15 protein-coding genes, 2 tRNA genes and 1 other RNA gene are annotated in these 19,644 nt (G+C 53.2%); 8 read left to right on the top strand and 10 right to left on the bottom strand.

Annotated features, from left to right (window positions below; genetic code table 11):
* Nucleotides 1–277 precede the first annotated feature (277 nt).
* Complete coding sequence (locus B3X29_RS18445; RefSeq protein ID WP_103179918.1) at nucleotides 278–925, bottom strand: YchE family NAAT transporter; 648 nt, start codon at nucleotides 923–925, stop codon at nucleotides 278–280.
* A gap of 476 nt (nucleotides 926–1,401) precedes the next feature.
* On the opposite strand from B3X29_RS18445, the gene adhE reads away from it, so the two are divergent.
* Nucleotides 1,402–4,080 (top strand): bifunctional acetaldehyde-CoA/alcohol dehydrogenase, encoded by a 2,679-nt coding sequence (gene adhE / locus B3X29_RS18440; RefSeq protein ID WP_103179919.1) that lies wholly within the window; start codon nucleotides 1,402–1,404, stop codon nucleotides 4,078–4,080.
* 83 nt (nucleotides 4,081–4,163) lie between these two features.
* Here adhE and tdk read toward each other — a convergent pair whose 3' ends face one another.
* Nucleotides 4,164–4,778, bottom strand: coding sequence for a thymidine kinase (gene tdk / locus B3X29_RS18435; RefSeq protein ID WP_103179920.1), 615 nt, complete (start codon nucleotides 4,776–4,778; stop codon nucleotides 4,164–4,166).
* 548 nt (nucleotides 4,779–5,326) lie between these two features.
* Here tdk and hns point away from each other — a divergent pair.
* Complete coding sequence (hns, locus tag B3X29_RS18430; protein WP_039030686.1) at nucleotides 5,327–5,740, top strand: histone-like nucleoid-structuring protein H-NS; 414 nt, start codon at nucleotides 5,327–5,329, stop codon at nucleotides 5,738–5,740.
* A gap of 203 nt (nucleotides 5,741–5,943) precedes the next feature.
* Here hns and galU read toward each other — a convergent pair whose 3' ends face one another.
* The 3 genes from galU to rssA form a co-directional block, all read right to left on the bottom strand.
* Nucleotides 5,944–6,852 (bottom strand): UTP--glucose-1-phosphate uridylyltransferase GalU, encoded by a 909-nt coding sequence (gene galU, locus B3X29_RS18425; RefSeq protein WP_103179921.1) that lies wholly within the window; start codon nucleotides 6,850–6,852, stop codon nucleotides 5,944–5,946.
* Nucleotides 6,853–7,053: 201 nt separating this feature from the next.
* Nucleotides 7,054–8,067 (bottom strand): two-component system response regulator RssB, encoded by a 1,014-nt coding sequence (gene rssB, locus B3X29_RS18420; protein ID WP_290561702.1) that lies wholly within the window; start codon nucleotides 8,065–8,067, stop codon nucleotides 7,054–7,056.
* 92 nt (nucleotides 8,068–8,159) lie between these two features.
* Entirely contained in the window at nucleotides 8,160–9,059 is a 900-nt protein-coding gene (gene rssA, locus B3X29_RS18415) for a patatin-like phospholipase RssA (RefSeq protein ID WP_103179923.1), read from the bottom strand.
* A 114-nt stretch (nucleotides 9,060–9,173) separates the two neighbouring features.
* Here rssA and B3X29_RS18410 point away from each other — a divergent pair, with 114 nt between their 5' ends.
* The 5 genes from B3X29_RS18410 (at nucleotide 9,174) to B3X29_RS18390 (ending at nucleotide 11,056) form a co-directional block, all read left to right on the top strand.
* Nucleotides 9,174–9,632 carry a YchJ family protein gene (locus B3X29_RS18410; RefSeq protein WP_159339471.1) on the top strand — a complete coding sequence of 153 codons (459 nt, stop codon included), beginning with the start codon at nucleotides 9,174–9,176 and terminating at the stop codon, nucleotides 9,630–9,632.
* 45 nt (nucleotides 9,633–9,677) lie between these two features.
* Entirely contained in the window at nucleotides 9,678–10,520 is an 843-nt protein-coding gene (purU, locus tag B3X29_RS18405; RefSeq protein WP_103179925.1) for a formyltetrahydrofolate deformylase, read from the top strand.
* Nucleotides 10,521–10,676: 156 nt separating this feature from the next.
* A tRNA-Tyr gene (locus tag B3X29_RS18400) sits at nucleotides 10,677–10,761 on the top strand.
* Nucleotides 10,762–10,804: 43 nt separating this feature from the next.
* Nucleotides 10,805–10,936: non-coding RNA, RtT sRNA (locus tag B3X29_RS18395), on the top strand.
* Between the two features lie 35 nt (nucleotides 10,937–10,971).
* Nucleotides 10,972–11,056 (top strand) — tRNA-Tyr (locus B3X29_RS18390).
* A gap of 154 nt (nucleotides 11,057–11,210) precedes the next feature.
* Here the strand turns inward: B3X29_RS18390 and B3X29_RS18385 are convergent.
* Nucleotides 11,211–11,654, bottom strand: a complete 444-nt coding sequence (locus tag B3X29_RS18385) for an Lrp/AsnC family transcriptional regulator (RefSeq protein ID WP_159339472.1) — start codon at nucleotides 11,652–11,654, stop codon at nucleotides 11,211–11,213.
* Nucleotides 11,655–11,761: 107 nt separating this feature from the next.
* On the opposite strand from B3X29_RS18385, the gene B3X29_RS18380 reads away from it, so the two are divergent.
* Complete coding sequence (locus B3X29_RS18380) at nucleotides 11,762–12,658, top strand: DMT family transporter (protein WP_103179927.1); 897 nt, start codon at nucleotides 11,762–11,764, stop codon at nucleotides 12,656–12,658.
* Here the strand turns inward: B3X29_RS18380 and narI are convergent.
* The 4 genes from narI to B3X29_RS18360 are packed head-to-tail and all read right to left on the bottom strand — an operon-like array spanning nucleotide 12,655 to nucleotide 19,314.
* Nucleotides 12,655–13,332 (bottom strand): respiratory nitrate reductase subunit gamma, encoded by a 678-nt coding sequence (gene narI, locus B3X29_RS18375; RefSeq protein WP_103179928.1) that lies wholly within the window; start codon nucleotides 13,330–13,332, stop codon nucleotides 12,655–12,657. The genes B3X29_RS18380 and narI overlap by 4 nt on opposite strands.
* The gene (gene narJ, locus B3X29_RS18370) at nucleotides 13,332–14,042 is read right to left on the bottom strand and encodes a nitrate reductase molybdenum cofactor assembly chaperone (RefSeq protein ID WP_103179929.1); all 711 of its coding nucleotides are present in this window, start codon (nucleotides 14,040–14,042) and stop codon (nucleotides 13,332–13,334) included. Before narJ ends, narI begins: the two co-directional genes overlap by 1 nt.
* A complete protein-coding gene (narH, locus tag B3X29_RS18365) occupies nucleotides 14,039–15,574 on the bottom strand; it encodes a nitrate reductase subunit beta (protein ID WP_103179930.1) in 1,536 nt (511 codons plus the stop codon). The genes narJ and narH overlap by 4 nt, the downstream gene beginning before the upstream one ends.
* On the bottom strand, nucleotides 15,571–19,314 hold the full coding sequence (locus tag B3X29_RS18360; RefSeq protein WP_156654664.1) for a nitrate reductase subunit alpha: 3,744 nt from the start codon (nucleotides 19,312–19,314) through the stop codon (nucleotides 15,571–15,573). The genes narH and B3X29_RS18360 overlap by 4 nt, the downstream gene beginning before the upstream one ends.
* Nucleotides 19,315–19,644 lie beyond the last annotated feature (330 nt).

Below are 19,644 nucleotides of genomic sequence, written 5' to 3'. Positions count from 1 at the left end.
TATTTAGCACATTCATCTAAATCATTCAGCAAATTACTAATATCATCTCAGTAATCTTGCAGCAAGCCCCAGAGTATTGTGTGAGTAAAATAACAGACGTATTGCGCGGTTTATGAGCAGGTGAGCGGCATGGGAACAGGCAAGTGATTGAAAATCAACAAAACAAAATTATTAATAAAATTAATTATAGTTAAAGCGATTTTCAACTTTCATTATATGATTTGCTGATAATGACAAAAAAAGCGGAGCCCAGGGCTCCGCTTTTTCATTTGAAGGATTAACCTAATAACCCCGGAAAGATTGATTTCAGACCGGTTACAATAAATTCAATCCCTAGCGCCATCAGCAGCAGACCCATTATACGGGTGATAACGTTAATACCCGTCTGTCCCAACAGGCGTACCAGCCATGGCGCAATACGGAATACCCCCCAGCAACAGAAGGCAAACAGAGCAATGGCGATCGAAAAGCCAATCAGATGCATCAGGTTATGGTAACGCGTTCCCCATACGATGGTAGAACTGATAGCCCCTGGCCCTGCCATCAAGGGCAACGCCAGCGGCACCACGCCAATGCTCTCGCGGATGGCGGTTTCTGATTTCTCCTGCTTGTTCTGTTTGTCCTCACCCAGCTTGCCGCTGATCATTGACATGGCAATGGTGACGACGAGGATCCCACCGGCAATTCTGAACGAATCGATTGAGATGCCAAAAATCTGCAATATTGAGTCCCCAAGATAGAGCGACGTCAGCAGGATGATGGCCACAGACAAATTTGCCGTCAGGTTGGTTTTATTCCTGGCAAGGGCGGTTTGATAGCTGGTCATACTGATGAAGACGGGAATAATACCCACCGGGTTCACCAGCGCGAACAGACCGATAAAAAACTTAAAATAGGTTGGGAAATCAAAGAGCGATAGGCTCACTGTTAGCTCCGCTGATTAGCAAGTCTCAATATAAAATGTGGCATCCACAGTAACCGCGCAGACGATACGCCTTTTATGCCGCCAGTTCACCACAATAATGCTAAATATGGTGATGTAACGCTGTAAAATATTTGTGTACTTTATACGTTGTTATGGTTCAATTAGTTTTGCAATTATTTAACAACTGACGAAATGCCCTAAAATACCCCTGCTGAAAGGTATCAGCTTATGGATAAATTGATACAGATCATGTTTTCGGTACTCAGAAGTGAGTAATCTTGATTACGCCACCAGGGAGACTCAGAGTCTGAACGTAGGCTACTGATGGGAGGCTCTTTTAGTAAATCAGGGGAACGATAAAAACATTAACACCTTGTTTTTACGTAAGTTAAGCAAGTGGCAATGACGCTGACTATACTGTTTTCGTGTCGAGCAGCTGATTTACTAAAAGAGTTTAACATTATCAGGAGAGCATTATGGCTGTTACTAATGTCGCTGAACTTAACGCACTTGTAGAGCGCGTAAAAAAAGCCCAGCGTGAATATGCCAATTTCACCCAAGAACAGGTTGATAAAATCTTCCGCGCCGCCGCTCTGGCTGCTGCAGATGCTCGAATCCCTCTCGCTAAAATGGCCGTTGCCGAATCTGGTATGGGTATCGTCGAAGATAAAGTGATCAAAAACCACTTTGCTTCCGAGTATATCTACAACGCCTATAAAGACGAGAAGACTTGTGGCGTTCTGTCTGAAGATGACACGTTCGGTACCATCACCATTGCTGAGCCAATCGGCATCATCTGCGGTATCGTTCCAACCACCAACCCAACGTCTACTGCTATCTTCAAATCGCTCATCAGCCTGAAGACGCGTAACGCGATCATTTTCTCTCCACACCCACGTGCTAAAGATGCCACCAACAAAGCTGCAGATATCGTTCTGCAAGCGGCGATCGCTGCGGGTGCACCAAAAGACCTGATCGGCTGGATCGATCAGCCTTCCGTGGAGCTGTCTAACGCTCTGATGCACCACCCAGACATTAACCTGATTCTGGCAACTGGTGGCCCAGGCATGGTTAAAGCGGCCTATAGCTCCGGTAAACCGGCTATCGGCGTAGGTGCGGGTAATACCCCTGTTGTTATCGACGAAACCGCCGATATCAAACGTGCTGTTGCCTCTGTACTGATGTCTAAAACCTTCGATAACGGCGTAATCTGTGCTTCCGAGCAGTCCGTTGTGGTTGTTGACTCCGTATACGATGCCGTTCGCGAACGTTTCGCCAGCCACGGCGGCTACCTGCTGCAGGGTAAAGAGCTGAAAGCGGTTCAGGACATCATCCTGAAAAATGGTGCACTGAACGCCGCCATCGTAGGTCAGCCAGCGTATAAAATTGCTGAACTGGCAGGTTTCACCGTTCCAGCCAGCACGAAGATCCTGATTGGCGAAGTGAATATCGTTGACGAAAGCGAGCCGTTTGCGCACGAAAAACTCTCTCCGACGCTGGCAATGTACCGCGCGAAAGATTTTGAAGAAGCGGTTGTTAAAGCGGAGAAACTGGTAGCTATGGGCGGTATCGGTCATACCTCCTGCCTGTATACCGACCAGGACAACCAGCCAGATCGTGTTGCTCACTTCGGTCAGATGATGAAAACAGCACGTATTCTGATTAACACCCCTGCTTCTCAGGGTGGTATCGGTGACCTGTATAACTTCAAACTCGCGCCTTCCCTGACTCTGGGTTGTGGTTCATGGGGTGGTAACTCCATCTCTGAGAACGTTGGTCCTAAGCACTTGATCAACAAGAAAACCGTTGCTAAGCGAGCTGAAAACATGTTGTGGCATAAACTTCCGAAATCTATCTACTTCCGCCGTGGCTCCCTGCCAATCGCGCTGGATGAAGTGATTACTGATGGCCACAAACGTGCGCTCATCGTGACTGACCGTTTCCTGTTCAACAACGGCTACGCAGACCAGATCACCTCTGTTCTGAAAGCGGCTGGCGTGGAAACTGAAGTCTTCTTCGAAGTTGAAGCTGACCCAACCCTGTCCGTTGTTCGCAAAGGCGCAGAGCTGGCAAACTCCTTCAAACCAGACGTGATCATCGCGCTGGGTGGCGGCTCCCCAATGGACGCAGCCAAAATTATGTGGGTAATGTACGAGCACCCAGAAACGCACTTCGAAGAGCTGGCGCTGCGCTTTATGGATATCCGTAAACGTATCTACAAGTTCCCGAAAATGGGCGTGAAAGCGAAAATGATCGCCGTCACCACCACTTCCGGTACCGGTTCTGAAGTGACGCCATTTGCTGTTGTTACCGACGATGCAACAGGTCAGAAATACCCATTGGCAGACTACGCTCTGACCCCGGACATGGCGATTGTTGACGCCAACCTGGTCATGGACATGCCGAAATCACTCTGTGCATTCGGTGGTCTGGATGCGGTAACTCACGCCCTGGAAGCTTATGTTTCTGTACTGGCGTCTGAGTTCTCTGACGGTCAGGCTCTGCAGGCACTGAAACTGCTGAAAGAGAACCTGCCAGCCTCTTATAACGAAGGCTCTAAAAACCCGGTTGCCCGTGAGCGTGTGCACAGTGCTGCCACCATCGCCGGTATCGCGTTTGCTAACGCCTTCCTGGGTGTGTGTCACTCCATGGCGCACAAGCTGGGCTCTCAGTTCCACATTCCTCACGGTCTGGCGAACGCCCTGCTGATTTCTAACGTTATCCGTTACAACGCTAACGATAACCCGACCAAGCAGACGGCATTCAGCCAGTACGACCGTCCGCAGGCTCGTCGTCGCTACGCAGAAATTGCTGACCACCTGGGCCTGAGCGCTCCTGGCGATCGTACTGCTGCGAAGATCGAGAAACTGCTGGCATGGCTGGAAAGCCTGAAAGCGGAACTGGGTATTCCTAAGTCTATCCGTGAAGCTGGCGTTCAGGAAGCTGACTTCCTGGCACACGTAGACAAGCTGTCTGAAGATGCCTTTGATGACCAGTGTACCGGTGCGAACCCGCGCTACCCATTGATCGCAGAGCTGAAACAGATCCTGCTGGATACCTTCTATGGCCGCGAATACACTGAAGGTGTGGTTGCTGCACCGGCAGCTGTAGAAACGCTGGTAAAAGCGGATAAGAAAGCGAAGAAAAGCGCTTAATTAATCGCTCAATAAAAAACCCGCTCCGGCGGGTTTTTTTATGTCTCTTTTCCAGCGCAAATAGCGACAGACGAACTGGACCGTTAACGACGACTGGCTTCCTGAATCGCCGTCAGAGAGCCTGTTACCAGCGCCTCTTTATAATGCTTACGACATACGGATACATAGCGCTCATTACCGCCAATCACCACCTGTTCGCCTTCCGCATAGGGTTTTCCTGCCTGATCAAGACGCAGCACCATACTCGCTTTACGCCCGCAGAAGCAGATGGTTTTTAATTCCACCAGCTTATCTGACCATGCCAGCAAATACTGGCTGCCGACAAACAGTTCGCCGCGAAAATCCGTTCGCAGCCCATAGCAAAGTACTGGAATATCCAGTTCATCAACGACTTCAGAAAGCTCATGAACCTGCTGACGCGTTAAAAACTGGCTCTCATCCACCAGCACGCAATGGACTGCCTGGTCAGCCGCCTGTGCACGAATTTCGTCCAGCAGATTAGTTTGTGGGTTAAATAACCTGGCTGGAGAAGAGAGGCCAATTCGCGAACTCACTTTTCCGGCACCAAAACGGTCATCGATTTCGGCGGTGTAAACCACCGTACGCATCCCACGCTCCTGGTAATTGTAGGAGGATTGCAGTAACGCGGTCGACTTACCTGCGTTCATTGCTGAATAGTAGAAATACAGTTGTGCCATTGGCCGTTAAACCCTAATCAATGTGTATTATTACCGATAGGCGATTGTACCATATTTTGTCGGGTCTTCCGTGCTGCAGCGCGGAAGACCCGCGTTACGAGAGATTTTATCCACCACCGGGATATAGGACACATCATGAAGGAGCATACGAAAAGAACATAAAAACCCATGGTTTTATAAACGCTAAGTTCCGGAAAAACCTGTTATTTTAATGTCGCCACCAGGCTGAAAATGATTCAGGCGTAATTAACGGTTTCATCGGGTAACCGTGTTTTCAGTACTAATACGAAAGGTTGATATTTATCCGGAGAAACAATAATCCCCATGAAAATTGCCTGTAAAAAAAGAGTTCACCGTCAGGTTTACAACGCATCTTTTGATAACGCCGCCCCCCTTTCTCCCCGCCAAATTTAAGTTCCGGTAATTAATAATAGTGCCGAATATTAGGTATTTTTGAATTCCTTACATTCTGGCCTATTGCACATATCAATTTATGCCTCTATTATTACCTCAACAAACCCCCACATTATAAGTTTGAGATTACTACAATGAGCGAAGCACTTAAAATTCTGAACAACATCCGCACTCTCCGTGCCCAGGCGAGAGAATGTACTCTGGAAACGCTTGAAGAAATGCTGGAGAAATTAGAAGTCGTTGTTAATGAGCGTCGTGAAGAAGAAAACGCCGCTGCTGCTGAAATCGAAGAACGTACACGTAAACTGCAGCAATATCGTGAAATGCTGATCGCTGATGGTATTGATCCTAACGAATTGCTGAACAGCATGGCTGCCGCTAAAACCGGTACTAAAGCTAAACGTGCTGCGCGTCCGGCTAAATATAGCTACATCGATGAGAACGGCGAATCTAAAACCTGGACCGGCCAGGGCCGTACTCCAGCTGTTATCAAAAAAGCAATGGATGAGCAAGGTAAACAACTGGACGACTTCCTGATCCAGGAATAAGCCAGTAAATATCCGAAAAATCCCGCTTAATGCGGGATTTTTTATGCCTTTATTTTATCTCGTGTGACATTCTGTTACACGTGCACATATAACGATTACATCACACTATTACCCTGCCCTACATGAGCGACACCCTAAAAAGGTTATAAAAAAACCGGCGTAGCATAGCTATCACCGGTTTTGCTTAGGGCGTTAACGCCGTATTAGTTTTTAATGTCCAGCGTCTCTTTCAGCCAGCCCTTAAATTCTTCGCCCAGGGACTGGTGACGAACACCATATTCAACGAAGGCCTGCATGTAACCGAGTTTATTACCGCAGTCATGGCTCTTACCTTTCATATGGTAAGCCTCGACGGTCTCTTTTTCGATCAGCATGTCGATGGCATCGGTCAGCTGGATCTCATCGCCGGCGCCTGGAGGCGTTTTCGCCAGCAGCGGCCAAATCTCTGCGCTCAGTACATAACGCCCTACTACAGCGAGGTTAGATGGCGCTACGTCGGCTTTTGGCTTCTCAACCACGCCAACCATTGGCACGCTGTCGCCTGGCTTCATATCGACGCCTTTGCAGTCCACAACGCCATAAGCGGTAACGTCTTCAACTGGCTCAACCATGATCTGGCTGCTGCCCGTTTCGTCGAAGCGTTTAATCATTTCAGCCAGGTTATCCTGGGAAAGATCGGATTCAAACTCGTCCAGAATAACGTCGGGTAAAATAACCGCTACCGGCTCGTTACCGACTACCGGGTGGGCACACAACACGGCGTGACCCAGACCTTTTGCCAGCCCCTGACGGACCTGCATAATAGTGACATGCGGCGGGCAAATAGACTGCACTTCCTGAAGAAGCTGACGCTTCACGCGTTTTTCCAGCATGGCTTCAAGTTCAAAACTGGTATCGAAATGGTTTTCGATAGAGTTTTTGGATGAATGTGTTACCAGCACAATTTCAGTGATGCCTGCAGCAATACATTCGTTGACCACATACTGGATTAATGGCTTATCAACGAGTGGCAGCATCTCTTTTGGAATTGCCTTCGTTGCTGGCAGCATCCTGGTTCCCAACCCGGCAACCGGGATAACGGCCTTTCTCACTTTCGAATTTACGGCAGCCATTGAAACTCTCCTGAACTGTTCATGTTTTGAACTTTAGTCTGCATTAATAACGCGTTCAGTATATCAGCCTGTGGATGGTGTCCGGGTCTGAAAAGGACGCGCTACCGCTTAATTAGGATAAATACGAATAAAAACAGGCACCGATAGTAGCATTGCCCGTAAAACGACGGTAAAGCTATCTACCGTTTAAATTCCAACTGACTATTCTGTGGACAACATTAAGCGCAACCGCCCCCCCGTCCCCCAAATTTGGCATTGCCATGAGGTACAGCGGTGGCTTATTTGATTCAGGTAAGTATTTCCTAAGGTTCCTAACGGGACGCCGTTACTGACCTGAATATGATGCTCCCCGGTATTTAGCGTGGCATTAAGTCCGGCAGAGACCAAAATCAAATTTTTCAGGCCGCTATGGTAATAACCGACCAGTAATGGGAATTGTCCTGGTAAACTGGCCTGGCGCAACAGCTGGTTGACCTGTTTCAACAGGCTGCCTAACTCAGGCAGACGCTGACCCTGATGAGAAAGTTGTTCCTGAAGCAATCCATTAAATAATGCCCGCAATAATAATGCCGCCAGCACACCATTATCGCCCGCCCGGGTAACATCCAGACAATAAAACGCCAGATCGTTTTCAGATAATGGTGCGATATCCAGCACCAGACCCGGTTGATCGGCAGCCATCAGCTGGCGGTAATTAACTTTGCACCCGGAAAATGTCTGCTGAACCGGCGGCTGAAGCTCCTGTAACAGTTTTGCCGCCGCAGAGGGGTTATTCACCAGCGCATCCCAGTCCTGAAAAAGCCGCTCTTCCTCTTCAACACGCGAATTAAACATATTGGGATAGAGGCAGGCGAAAACGGTTTCACGCAAGCGATTCAGATCTTTAACTGGCTTAAGCAATACGTCCTGGACACCCAGGCGTAACGCTTTTGCGATATCGGCCATATTTTCGGTCGCAGAGATGACCAGAATGGGGATCTGGTCGCCGGCATTACGTAAATGCTCCACCAGCTTCAGGCCATTCATCCGCGGCATGGCGATGTCGCAAATCATCAAATCGGGCTTAATGCCCACCATTTTTTCCAGGGCGTCGATCCCATCACCTGCAAGTGCAGTCGTCGCCCCCAGCGATGATAGCCATGAATCCAGTAAGGAGCGGAAAACAGGCTCGTCTTCAACTATCAGAATTTGTTTCCCGGCTAATGGCTGTGTCATGGTCTCTCCCGGCGCTGACAATAGATAAATAGTGGCATGCTATCGGCACTATCGCCTGTCAGATTTTGCTGAAGTAATCAAAAAAAGGGTGCTCAGGCTGTTGCCCGCACTAAAGGTAATAATTCGTCCATTTTCTTTTCGACTGCCTGCGCGCCTGCGGTAATGGCCGCTTCAGCACGATGGAAATCGAGCGTTGAAATTTGTGGACAAAAAGGTTGAATCAATATATCCGGCGGATCACCCGCCATTCGGTTGCGCTTCAGGCGATTTTCCAGCACCTGAATCGATGTCGTCATGATTTCCATGGCGGTTGGTGCAGCAACCAGTTTACGGGTGGTTCGCGTGAAGCGTCCTCGCAGGCGTTTATGCCATGCGAGATCGTCCAGAGCGGACTCATCCGACTGGGTGTTAACCGGCATCAGATCCTGTTGCATCAGGTGAGCATCGTGCTGGAGATCGACGGCAATGACGATATCAGCCCCCATCGCACGGGTCAGTGAAATAGGGACAGGATTAACAACGCCACCGTCAACCAGCCAGTAACCATTGTGCGGAACCGGTGCCATCAGGCCCGGCATACTGCAGGAGGCGCGGACGGCAAGATGAATATCGCCTTCGGTAAACCAGATCTCCCTGCCGGTGCTGAGGTTGGTCGCAACCGCACCGAAAGGCATCTGACAGCTGGAGAATTCGGTCAGGGGCATCACCTGGCGAAAACGGTTAAAGACGCGCTCTCCGCGTAATAACCCGCCACGTTGCCAGGAGAGATCCATCAGGCGCAGGACGTCCCAGTAGCTAAACGATCGTACCCAGGTTTCCAGCTCGGGAAGCTTGCCACACGAATAGGCGGCCCCCACCAGTGAACCTATTGAACAGCCTGCAACAATATCAATTTCGATACCCAAACGTTGTAAGGCGTTGATCACACCAATATGCGACCAGCCCCGGGCTGCACCTGAGCCCAATGCCAGTCCAATTTTTACTTTTCTCATTAGCCCTGTTTAGCGTCCCCTGGATTCCTGCATAGCGTCATTGCAACCGCTCAGTTAACATAGTGCCACCCTGGCGTTATACGTCATTCATTTTTTAATTTCAGGAAGAGAATCGTGTCTCAACTCTGTCCCTGCGGTAGCGCACTCGAGTATAGCCTATGTTGCCAACGATATCTTACCGGTGAGCAGGTTGCACCGGACCCGGCATCACTTATGCGCTCCCGATATGCCGCTTTTGTGACGCGGGACGCAGACTACCTGATTAAGACCTGGCATCCATCCTGCCATGCTACTGATTTTCGTCAGGAGATCGAGGCCGGATTTGCAAATATGCAGTGGCTCGGCCTCACTCAGTACGAAACGGCAGCAGGCCGGGATGAAAACGAGGGGTTCGTCAGTTTTGTTGCGCGCTTTACCGAGCAAGGAAGAGCGGGCGCGATCATCGAACGCTCGCGTTTCTTAAAGGAGGGCGGAGAGTGGTACTATATTGACGGCACGCGTCCACAGTTTGGTCGTAATGACCCCTGCCCTTGTGGTTCAGGCAAAAAATTTAAAAAGTGTTGCGGGCAATAAGGCCTGACAACACGATTCAAGCAAACACGTAAGGATTTTCCGGCAATGCAATCAACACAACGTAAAGTGCTGCGCACCATTTGTCCCGACCAGAAAGGGCTGATCGCCCGTATCACCAATATTTGCTACAAACATGAACTGAATATCGTGCAGAACAACGAGTTTGTTGATCACCGTACCGGCCGCTTCTTTATGCGTACCGAGCTGGAAGGGATCTTCAATGACGCGACGTTGCTGGCCGATCTGGACGGCGCGCTGCCGGAAGGTTCCGTGCGTGAACTGAACCCCGCCGGTCGCCGCCGGGTGGTGATCCTGGTTACCAAAGAGGCACACTGCCTTGGCGACCTGCTGATGAAAGCCAACTATGGCGGGTTGGATGTTGAGATCGCCGCGGTCATTGGTAACCACGAGACGCTGCGTACGCTGGTTGAGCGTTTTGATATTCCGTTTGAGCTGGTCAGCCATGAAGGCCATACCCGCGAAGAGCATGACAATTTAATGGCGCAGGCCATCGAAGCGCATAACCCGGATTACGTGGTGCTGGCGAAATATATGCGCGTCCTGACGCCGTCATTCGTTGCCCGCTTCCCGAATAAGATTATCAACATTCACCACTCGTTCCTGCCGGCCTTTATCGGCGCGCGTCCTTATCACCAGGCGTACGAACGCGGCGTGAAAATCATCGGCGCAACGGCACACTACGTGAATGACAATCTGGATGAAGGTCCAATCATCATGCAGGACGTGATTCATGTCGATCACACCTACACGGCGGAAGATATGATGCGTGCCGGCCGCGACGTTGAAAAAAATGTCTTAAGCCGCGCGCTCTATCAGGTGCTGGCGCAGCGCGTCTTTGTCTACGGTAACCGAACGATTATTCTTTAATCCTTTATAAAATGAATTGATTAGCTTTGCGTCTTTATGCGTAAAAATCAGGCAAACGATTCATTTATGCAAAGGAAGTCTTTACAGGGGCGCGTCATTTGATATGATGCGCCCCGCTTCCCACAAGGAAGCAGGCCAGTAAAAGCATTACCCCGTGGTGGGGTTCCCGAGCGGCCAAAGGGAGCAGACTGTAAATCTGCCGTCATCGACTTCGAAGGTTCGAATCCTTCCCCCACCACCATTATTCACCACAGCGATGTGGTAATACCGATGAGATATAGCGATGTTTGCACTTGTCGGGAAGGGTGAGAACCTTCGATTAAGGTTCGAGTCGAGCGCAAGCGAGACAACGTTGCCAGAGGCAACGGCCCGGAGGGTGAGGAGCGAAGCGACGAATAATCCTTCCCCCACCACCATCTTCAAGTTTCACCTCAAAATCTGAATTACCCCTGGTGGGGTTCCCGAGCGGCCAAAGGGAGCAGACTGTAAATCTGCCGTCACAGACTTCGAAGGTTCGAATCCTTCCCCCACCACCATCACTTCTAAATCGCTTTAAACTTCTCAGTTAAAAAATAAATAGTCTTGCTGTTACGCGCACCTTTTCCCCGGTGGCGCTGCGCTTACCGGGGCTACAAAACCGTACCATACTCGTAGGCCGGGTAAGGCGCAGCCGCCACCCGGCGAAATCCCTTACAACGGGGGCAACCGACGGGTCACCGGTGAACTCTTCACAATCGAGGTGTTGCACTGCGCATGTTCTGCCAGTCCATCCAGCAACGTATCCAGTTGTTCAATGGAGCGCACCACCAGGCGGATAACGAAACAGTCCTCGCCGGTCACTTTGTCGCTTTCAATACACTCGGGCATCTGCTGGATGTATTTATCCACTTTATGCAATAACCCCGGTAACGGTCGCACGCGCACCAGCGCCTGCAGCGTGTAACCCAGCGCGGCCAGGTTTACCCGCGCACCATACCCCTGAATGATGCCCCGCTCTTCCAGCCTTTTTAAGCGTTCTGCCGTACTGGGTGATGTGAGCCCAACCCGGGCGCTTAAGACTTTCAGCGACAAACGCGCATCCTCTACCAGACAACGCAGAATATGGCGGTCGATCTCATCGATAAGGTAATCCATAACATTCACCTAATTTATAAAAGCAAACCTCTCCTTTTACCTTAATTCAGCGCTGTTAAATCGGACACCGTTTTTTAACAATAGAGGCAATAATCAGGAGGTGTACGATGCGCGACATTCAACAAGGCGTCTGGCAGATGAGCCTGGCGATGCTGATATCCGGCTCTATCGGGGCTTTTGTGCTGCTTTCCGGCTTGCCGGTCACTGACGTAGTGTTCTGGCGCTGTCTGATCGGCGCCATGGCGCTGTTTCTTTTTATTCGTTTCAGTAAACGCCCTTTTAGCCCGTTAACCAAAGTAACCCTGGGTCTGGCCATTCTTGGCGGCATTGCGCTGGTCGTTAACTGGCTGCTGCTGTTTGCCGCGTTCGAACGTATCTCCATCGGACTTTCGACGGTGGTCTATAACACCCAGCCCTTTATGCTGGTGTTAATGGGTATGCTGATGGGCGAGCGGGTGAGTCTGGTGAAATGGGGCTGGCTGTTCCTCGCCTTTGGCGGGGTGGTGATTTTGCTCTCCAGCGAGCTGACCGGCGGACACAGCGCACAATGGCTTTCGGGGATCGGCCTCGCGCTGGGTGCCGCTTTCTTTTACGCCCTCACTGCCATTATCACGCGCAAATTACAGACCATTACACCGCAGCACATCGCCTTTATCCAGGTGTTAACCGGTGTGGTGATGCTGCTGCCGCTGGCGCATATGCCGACCTTCTCCCGCGATTTCCCGTGGGCGATTCTGCTGACGCTGGGCATCGTGCACACGGGGGTGATGTATCAACTGTTATACAGCGCCATTCAGAAGCTCCCTACTCCCATCATCGGCTCGCTGTCATTTATCTATCCGGTCGTCGCGCTCGTTGTCGATAACCTGCTGTTTGGGCATGCGCTCAGCCTCACCCAACTGGCTGGCGGAGCGCTGATCCTGTTTGCCGCTGCGGGTAACAACCTCGGCTGGGGCGAAAAAAAACCCCGCCAGAGCGGGGTTGAGATGAAAACGGCGGATTAGCGACGGGCGCGCACAATCTGGTATTTGCGCGTCATGTACTCCACCGGCGCGCTCCAGATATGCACCAGACGGGAGAACGGGAACAGCAGGAACAGCGTCATGCCCAGCACCAGGTGCACGCGGAAGATAAACGCCACGCCGTCCAGATGCTCAGACGCACCGCCATGGAAGGTCACCACCGACTGTGCCCAACCCACCAGCTTCAGCATTTCGCTGCCGTCCATGTGCTGAGCCGAGAACGGAATGGTCAGCAGACCCAGCGCGCACTGCACCATCAGCAAGGTGAGGATCAGGATATCCGCCCCGGTGGTGGTGGCGCGAACGCGCGGGCTGAACAGACGACGCTTCAGCAGCATCAGGCCGCCCACCAGGGTCATCAGGCCGCAGGCGCCGCCGGCAATCATCGCCATCTTCTGCTTCACGTCCATCGGCAGGAAGGATTCATACATCCAGTGCGGGGTGAGCATTCCGAGGAAGTGACCGGCAAAAATCCCCAGAATCCCGAAGTGGAACAGGTTGGATGCCATGTTCATCCCTTTGCGATCCAGCATCTGGCTGGAGGCGGCGCGCCAGGTGTATTGGCCGTAGTCGTAACGCAGCCAGCTACCAATCAGAAATACCGAACCCGCAATGTACGGATAGATATCGAAGAAGAACATATTCAGGAAGTGCATTATTGCTGTCCTCCGTTAGAGATATTCAAATATTGCGGGGCAACGGCACCGGCAAAACGACGCTGGTGAGCAGAGATTTCCGATTCACCGCAGCTCTGGTCAGCAAAGAACTTCACCTGCTCCTCTTCCCAGACCGCATCCAGCGCCTGTGGGGTGTCGTCGCGCGCTTCATCGGCGATTTTCTCCGCCACTTTTTCACTGTCGACCGAGGCGTTAGCCAGCTTCACCAGCAGTTCGAACAGCACCGCATAGCGGCTTTCACGCTGTTGCAGACGCGCGCTCAGTAACGCCAGGATCGGGGCGATATCCTGCAGGCCGCCCAGCGCCTCTTCTTTTGGCAGCTGTGCCAGATACTCCAGGTAGAGCGGCAGATGATCCGGCAGCTCGCGGCTGTCGAGATGCAGGCCGTGCTGCTCATACTGGGCCATTAAATCCACCATCGCCTGACCGCGATCGCGGGACTCGCCGTGAACATGTTCAAACAGGAGCAGCGAGGTGGCGCGGCCCCGGTCGAACAGCTGGCTGTAGTCAGACTGCGCATCCAGCAGATCGCGCGCTAACAGATCGCGGAGGAAAACGCCCAGTTTCTGGGCATCCTCTTTATCCAGGTTTTCCGATGACGCGAGTGCATCGAAGAGTTCCTGTTGATGCTGCGCCAGCGCAGCATCCGGGTACTCGAGCAGACGCGAAACAATGACGAGTTCAATCATTGGTGCGGCTCCGTTTTGCTGGTCACATCCATCGCGTCGATGCGGCGGCTGTTGAACAGGTTGAATTTGTTGTCTGAACCGTGGCAACCGTCGCCGAAGGTAAAGCCACACCCGCTTTTCTCCGGGAAGGCTTCACGCGCCAGCTCACGGTGGCTGCTCGGCACCACGAAACGGTCTTCGTAGTTGGCAATCGCCAGGTAGCGGTACATCTCCTGGGCCTGGGCTTCGCTTAAGCCCACCTCTTCCAGGGCGCGGGTATCGATGACGCCGTCAACGGTTTCCGCGCGTTTGAAGTGGCGCATCGCCAGCATACGTTTCAGGGCCAGCAGCACCGGCTGGGTATCCCCTGCGGTGAGCAGGTTCGCTAGGTACTGAACCGGGATACGCAGGCTTTCGACGTCCGGCAGGATTCCGTTGCTGCCGAGCTCACCGGCATCCGCCGCAGACTGGATTGGCGACAGAGGCGGCACGTACCAGACCATCGGCAATGTGCGGTATTCCGGATGCAGCGGCAGGGCCAGCTTCCAGTCCATCGCCATTTTGTAGACCGGCGACTGCTGCGCGGCGTCGATCACGCTCTGCGGAATACCGTCCTTCAGCGCCTGGGCGATCACCTTCGGATCGTTCGGATCGAGGAACACATCCAGCTGACGCTGATAGAGATCTTTCTCGTTCTCGGTGCTCGCCGCGTTCTCAATCGCGTCAGCGTCATAGAGCAGTACGCCGAGGTAGCGAATACGGCCTACACAGCTCTCGGAGCAGACGGTTGGCATCCCGGCTTCGATACGCGGGTAGCAGAAGATGCACTTCTCAGACTTACCGCTCTTCCAGTTAAAGTAGATCTTTTTGTACGGGCAGCCGGTGATGCACATACGCCAGCCGCGGCACTTGTCCTGGTCGATCAGCACGATGCCATCTTCTTCACGCTTGTAGATGGCGCCGCTCGGACAGGTGGCGACACACGCCGGGTTGAGGCAGTGTTCGCACAGGCGCGGCAGGTACATCATGAAGGTGTTTTCGAACTGGCCGTACATCGCCTTCTGCATGTTCTCGAAGTTCTGGTCTTTGGCGCGTTTTTCGAACTCGCCGCCCAGAATCTCTTCCCAGTTTGGCCCGCTGGTGATCTTGTCCATGCGCTGACCGGTGATCAGCGAGCGTGGACGGGCGATCGGCTGGTGTTTGCTCTCCGGCGCGTTGTGCAGGTTCTGGTAGTCAAAATCAAACGGCTCGTAGTAATCATCGATGCCCGGCAGATGCGGGTTAGCAAAGATTTTACCCAGCAGCAGCGCGCGGTTACCCATGCGCGGCTGCAGCTTGCCGTTGATTTTACGGATCCAGCCGCCCTTCCACTTCTCCTGGTTTTCCCAGTCGGTCGGGAAGCCGGTGCCCGGCTTGCTTTCCACGTTGTTGAACCAGGCGTACTCCATCCCTTCCCGGCTGGTCCAGACATTTTTACAGGTGACTGAGCAGGTGTGACAGCCGATGCATTTATCCAGATTCAGCACCATGCCGACTTGTGAACGAATTTTCATTTTACGCTCTCCTGTACCTGGTCACACCCTTCGCCGTCTAACCAGTTAATGTTCTTCATCTTACGTACCACCACGAACTCATCGCGGTTCGATCCTACGGTGCCGTAGTAGTTAAAGCCGTAGGCCAGCTGGGCATAACCGCCGATCATATGGGTTGGTTTCGGCGTAATACGGGTCACAGAGTTGTGGATCCCGCCGCGCTGCTCGGTGATCTCAGACCCCGGCAGGTTCACGATGCGTTCCTGCGCGTGGTACATCATGGTCATCCCGGCCGGTACGCGCTGGCTCACCACCGCACGCGCCGTCAGGGCGCCGTTACTGTTGAAGACTTCGATCCAGTCGTTATCTTCGATCCCCAGATCTTTGGCGTCCGCTTCACTCATCCAGACAATCGGACCACCACGGGACAGGGTCAGCATCAGCAGGTTGTCGCTGTAGGTGGAGTGGATACCCCACTTCTGGTGCGGCGTCAGGAAGTTCAGTGCCTTCTCCGGGTTGCCGTTCGATTTCGCGCCCATCACCGCTTTCACCGAGCGGGTGTCGATTGGCGGACGGTACACCAGCAGGCTTTCACCGAAGTCACGCATCCACTGGTGATCCTGATACAGGGACTGACGCCCGGAGAGGGTACGCCATGGGATCAGCTCGTGAACGTTGGTGTAACCCGCGTTGTAAGAGACATGTTCATCTTCCAGGCCAGACCAGGTCGGGCTGGAGATAATTTTGCGCGGCTGCGCCTGAATATCACGGAAGCGGATCTTCTCGTCTTCTTTGTTCAGCGCCAGATGGGTATGGTCGCGACCGGTAAACTCGCTCAGCGCCGCCCAGGCTTTCACCGACACCTGACCGTTGGTTTCCGGTGCCAGGGTGAGGATCATCTCTGCCGCATCAATCGCCGTGTTCAGCATCGGCTGGCCTTTCGCCGGGCCGTCTGCCTTGGTGTAATTGAGCTTACGCAGCAGATCCATCTCGCTCTGGGTATTCCAGGCGATCCCCTTCCCGCCGTTACCGATTTTCTCCATCAGCGGGCCGATAGAGGTAAAGCGTTCGTAAGTGGCCGGGTAGTCACGTTCAACCGGAATAATGTGCGGTGCAGTTACGCCCGGGATCAGGTCGCATTCGCCTTTTTTCCAGTCCTTCACGTCCAGCGGCTGCGCCAGTTCGGCGGCGGAGTCGTGCTGGATGGGCAGCGTCACCACGTCGGTCTCTTTGCCAAGGTGCCCTACGCAGACTTCAGAGAATTTCTTCGCGATCTCTTTGTAGATATCCCAGTCGCTTTTCGATTCCCACGCCGGGTCAACGGCCGCAGAGAGCGGATGAATAAACGGATGCATATCCGAGGTATTCATGTCGTCTTTTTCGTACCAGGTAGCGGTAGGCAGCACGATATCGGAGTACAGGCAGGTACTGGAGAGACGGAAGTCGAGGGTCACCACCAGATCCAGCTTGCCGTCGAGACCGTTGTCTTTCCACTCCACCTCTTCCGGCTTCACGCCGCCCTGCTTGCCGAGATCTTTGCCCTGGATGCCGTTTTCGGTACCGAGCAGGTATTTCAGCATGTACTCGTGACCTTTACCGGACGAGCCCAACAGGTTGGAGCGCCAGATGAACAGGTTACGCGGATGGTTTTTACCGTTTTCCGGCTGTTCTGCCGCGAAACGGATGGAACCCTCTTTCAGGGATTTGACGGTGTAATCCACCGGGGTCATGCCCGCTTTCTTCGCCGCTTCCGCAATGCGCAGCGGGTTAGTACCCAACTGAGGCGCGGAGGGCAGCCAGCCCATGCGTTCAGCGCGGACGTTGAAGTCGATCAGGTGACCGCTGTAGCGGGATTTATCCGCCATCGGCGACAGCAGCTCCTGCGCGGTAACCGTCTCGTAGCGCCACTGGCTGGAGTGGTTATAGAAATAAGAGGTGCTGTTCATGTGACGCGCCGGACGCTGCCAGTCAAGGGCAAACGCCAGCGGCTGCCAGCCGGTCTGCGGACGCAGTTTTTCCTGGCCCACGTAGTGTGCCCAGCCGCCGCCGCTCTGACCCACGCAGCCGCAGAAGATCAGCATGTTGATCAAACCGCGATAGTTCATATCGAGGTGATACCAGTGGTTCAGACCGGCACCGACGATGATCATTGAACGACCGTGGGTCTTATCGGCGTTATCGGCAAACTCACGTGCGGTACGGATAATCTGCGCCCGTGGAACGCCGGTGATCTGCTCCGCCCAGGCCGGGGTGTACGCTTTTACGTCGTCATAGCTGGTGGCGCAGTTTTCATCACCGAGACCGCGCTCCAGGCCGTAGTTGGCCAGGGTCAGGTCATACACGGTGGTCACCAGGGCGCTAGAGCCGTCGGCGAGCTGCAGGCGTTTCACCGGCAGTTTGTGCATCAGGACGTTCTGCAGCTCCACCTTGTTGAAGTGCTCGGAGCCTTCGCCGCCGAAATACGGGAAGCCAACATCGGCGATCTCGTCCTGGCTGCCCAGCATGCTGAGGCGCAGTTCGGTCTCTTCACCCGTCGTGCCGTTACGCTGCTCAAGGTTCCATTTACCTTTCTCGCCCCAGCGGAAACCGATAGAGCCGTTCGGTGCAACCAGCTCGCCATTGCTGTTACAGGCAACGGTTTTCCACTCCGGATTGTTTTCCTGGCCCAGCGCATCCACCAGATCGGCGGCACGCAGCATGCGGCCTGCGGCATAGTAGCCGTCACGCTCTTCGAGCATGACCAGCATTGGCATGTCGGTGTAACGACGCACGTAGTCGGTAAAGTACTGGCTTGGCTTGTCGACGTGGAACTCACGCAGCATGACGTGGCCCATCGCCAGCGCCATGGCCGCATCGGTACCCTGCTTCGGTGCCAGCCACAGGTCGCACAGCTTGGCGATTTCGGCGTAGTCCGGCGTCACGGCTACGGTTTTGGTGCCTTTGTAACGCACTTCGGTAAAGAAGTGGGCATCCGGGGTACGGGTCTGCGGAACGTTAGAGCCCCAGGCGATGATGTAGCTGGAGTTGTACCAGTCGGCGGATTCCGGAACGTCGGTCTGCTCACCCCAGGTCTGCGGAGAGGCAGGCGGCAGGTCGCAGTACCAGTCGTAGAAGCTCAGGCAGGTGCCGCCGATCAGCGACAGATAACGCGCGCCAGAGGCGTAGGAGACCATCGACATCGCCGGGATTGGCGAGAAGCCTGCCACGCGGTCCGGGCCGTAGGTTTTCACGGTATAGACGTTGGAAGCGGCAATCAGCTCATTCACTTCCTGCCAGGAGGAGCGTACAAAGCCGCCGCGACCGCGAGCCTGTTTGAAGCTCTTCGCTTTGTCGGCATCTTCGATAATAGAGGCCCAGGCCAGAACCGGATCGCTGTGCTGCGCTTTCGCTTCACGCCACATTTTCATCAGGCGTTTACGCATCAGCGGGTATTTCAGGCGGTTAGCGCTGTAGAGATACCAGGAGTAGCTGGCACCACGGGGACAGCCGCGCGGTTCGTGGTTTGGCATATCCGGGCGGGTGCGCGGGTAGTCGGTCTGCTGCATTTCCCAGGTCACCAGACCATTTTTGACGAAAATCTTCCAGCTACAGGAGCCGGTGCAGTTTACGCCGTGGGTCGAACGTACGACTTTGTCATGTTGCCAGCGCTGACGGTAACCGTCTTCCCAGTCCCGGTTAGTCTCCAGAACCTGGCCGTGCCCATCGGCAAATGTTTCGCCCTTCTGTTTGAAGTAGCGAAACCGGTCCAAAAATTTGCTCATCGGGTATCTCCTGTATGGAGCCTGTGGCTCTCTAAATCGACATTGCTGATTTGCAGCGAAGGTAACGCTCTGAAAGAGGAGGAGAATTGATAACGATCAAGGGGAGCTGGGGATGTTCAGAAGGGTAAATTTTCGACTACCACCAAAGCGGTACAGAATACAATAATGTAACTTACTGTTTTATATGGTCATTATTTATTTATCCTACAAAAGCGCGCGTAACATTTAACCCCAGCGGTATTAAGGGGTAGGTAAGCCTGTTTAGCGATGGCGATCACAGTGGCCGCATGCTAACGGCGGCTCCCCCTTCAAGTATGTTGTAACTAATTG

Origin of the sequence: Leclercia sp. UBA5076, from assembly GCF_002416465.1 — a bacterium.
In the GTDB taxonomy this organism is placed as follows: Bacteria; Pseudomonadota; Gammaproteobacteria; order Enterobacterales; family Enterobacteriaceae; genus Enterobacter.
This window is presented reverse-complemented; position numbering and strand designations above follow the sequence as displayed.

Coding starts and splice junctions, on each gene's coding strand:
- narI (WP_103179928.1), bottom strand. CDS start 13,332: ATGCACTTCCTGAATATGTTCTTCTTCGATATCTATCCGTACATTGCG.
- rssB (WP_290561702.1), bottom strand. CDS start 8,067: ATGACACAGCCATTAGCCGGGAAACAAATTCTGATAGTTGAAGACGAG.
- rssA (WP_103179923.1), bottom strand. CDS start 9,059: ATGAGAAAAGTAAAAATTGGACTGGCATTGGGCTCAGGTGCAGCCCGG.
- adhE (WP_103179919.1), top strand. CDS start 1,402: ATGGCTGTTACTAATGTCGCTGAACTTAACGCACTTGTAGAGCGCGTA.
- narH (WP_103179930.1), bottom strand. CDS start 15,574: ATGAAAATTCGTTCACAAGTCGGCATGGTGCTGAATCTGGATAAATGC.
- purU (WP_103179925.1), top strand. CDS start 9,678: ATGCAATCAACACAACGTAAAGTGCTGCGCACCATTTGTCCCGACCAG.
- hns (WP_039030686.1), top strand. CDS start 5,327: ATGAGCGAAGCACTTAAAATTCTGAACAACATCCGCACTCTCCGTGCC.
- B3X29_RS18385 (WP_159339472.1), bottom strand. CDS start 11,654: ATGGATTACCTTATCGATGAGATCGACCGCCATATTCTGCGTTGTCTG.
- B3X29_RS18380 (WP_103179927.1), top strand. CDS start 11,762: ATGCGCGACATTCAACAAGGCGTCTGGCAGATGAGCCTGGCGATGCTG.
- narJ (WP_103179929.1), bottom strand. CDS start 14,042: ATGATTGAACTCGTCATTGTTTCGCGTCTGCTCGAGTACCCGGATGCT.
- tdk (WP_103179920.1), bottom strand. CDS start 4,778: ATGGCACAACTGTATTTCTACTATTCAGCAATGAACGCAGGTAAGTCG.
- B3X29_RS18360 (WP_156654664.1), bottom strand. CDS start 19,314: ATGAGCAAATTTTTGGACCGGTTTCGCTACTTCAAACAGAAGGGCGAA.
- galU (WP_103179921.1), bottom strand. CDS start 6,852: ATGGCTGCCGTAAATTCGAAAGTGAGAAAGGCCGTTATCCCGGTTGCC.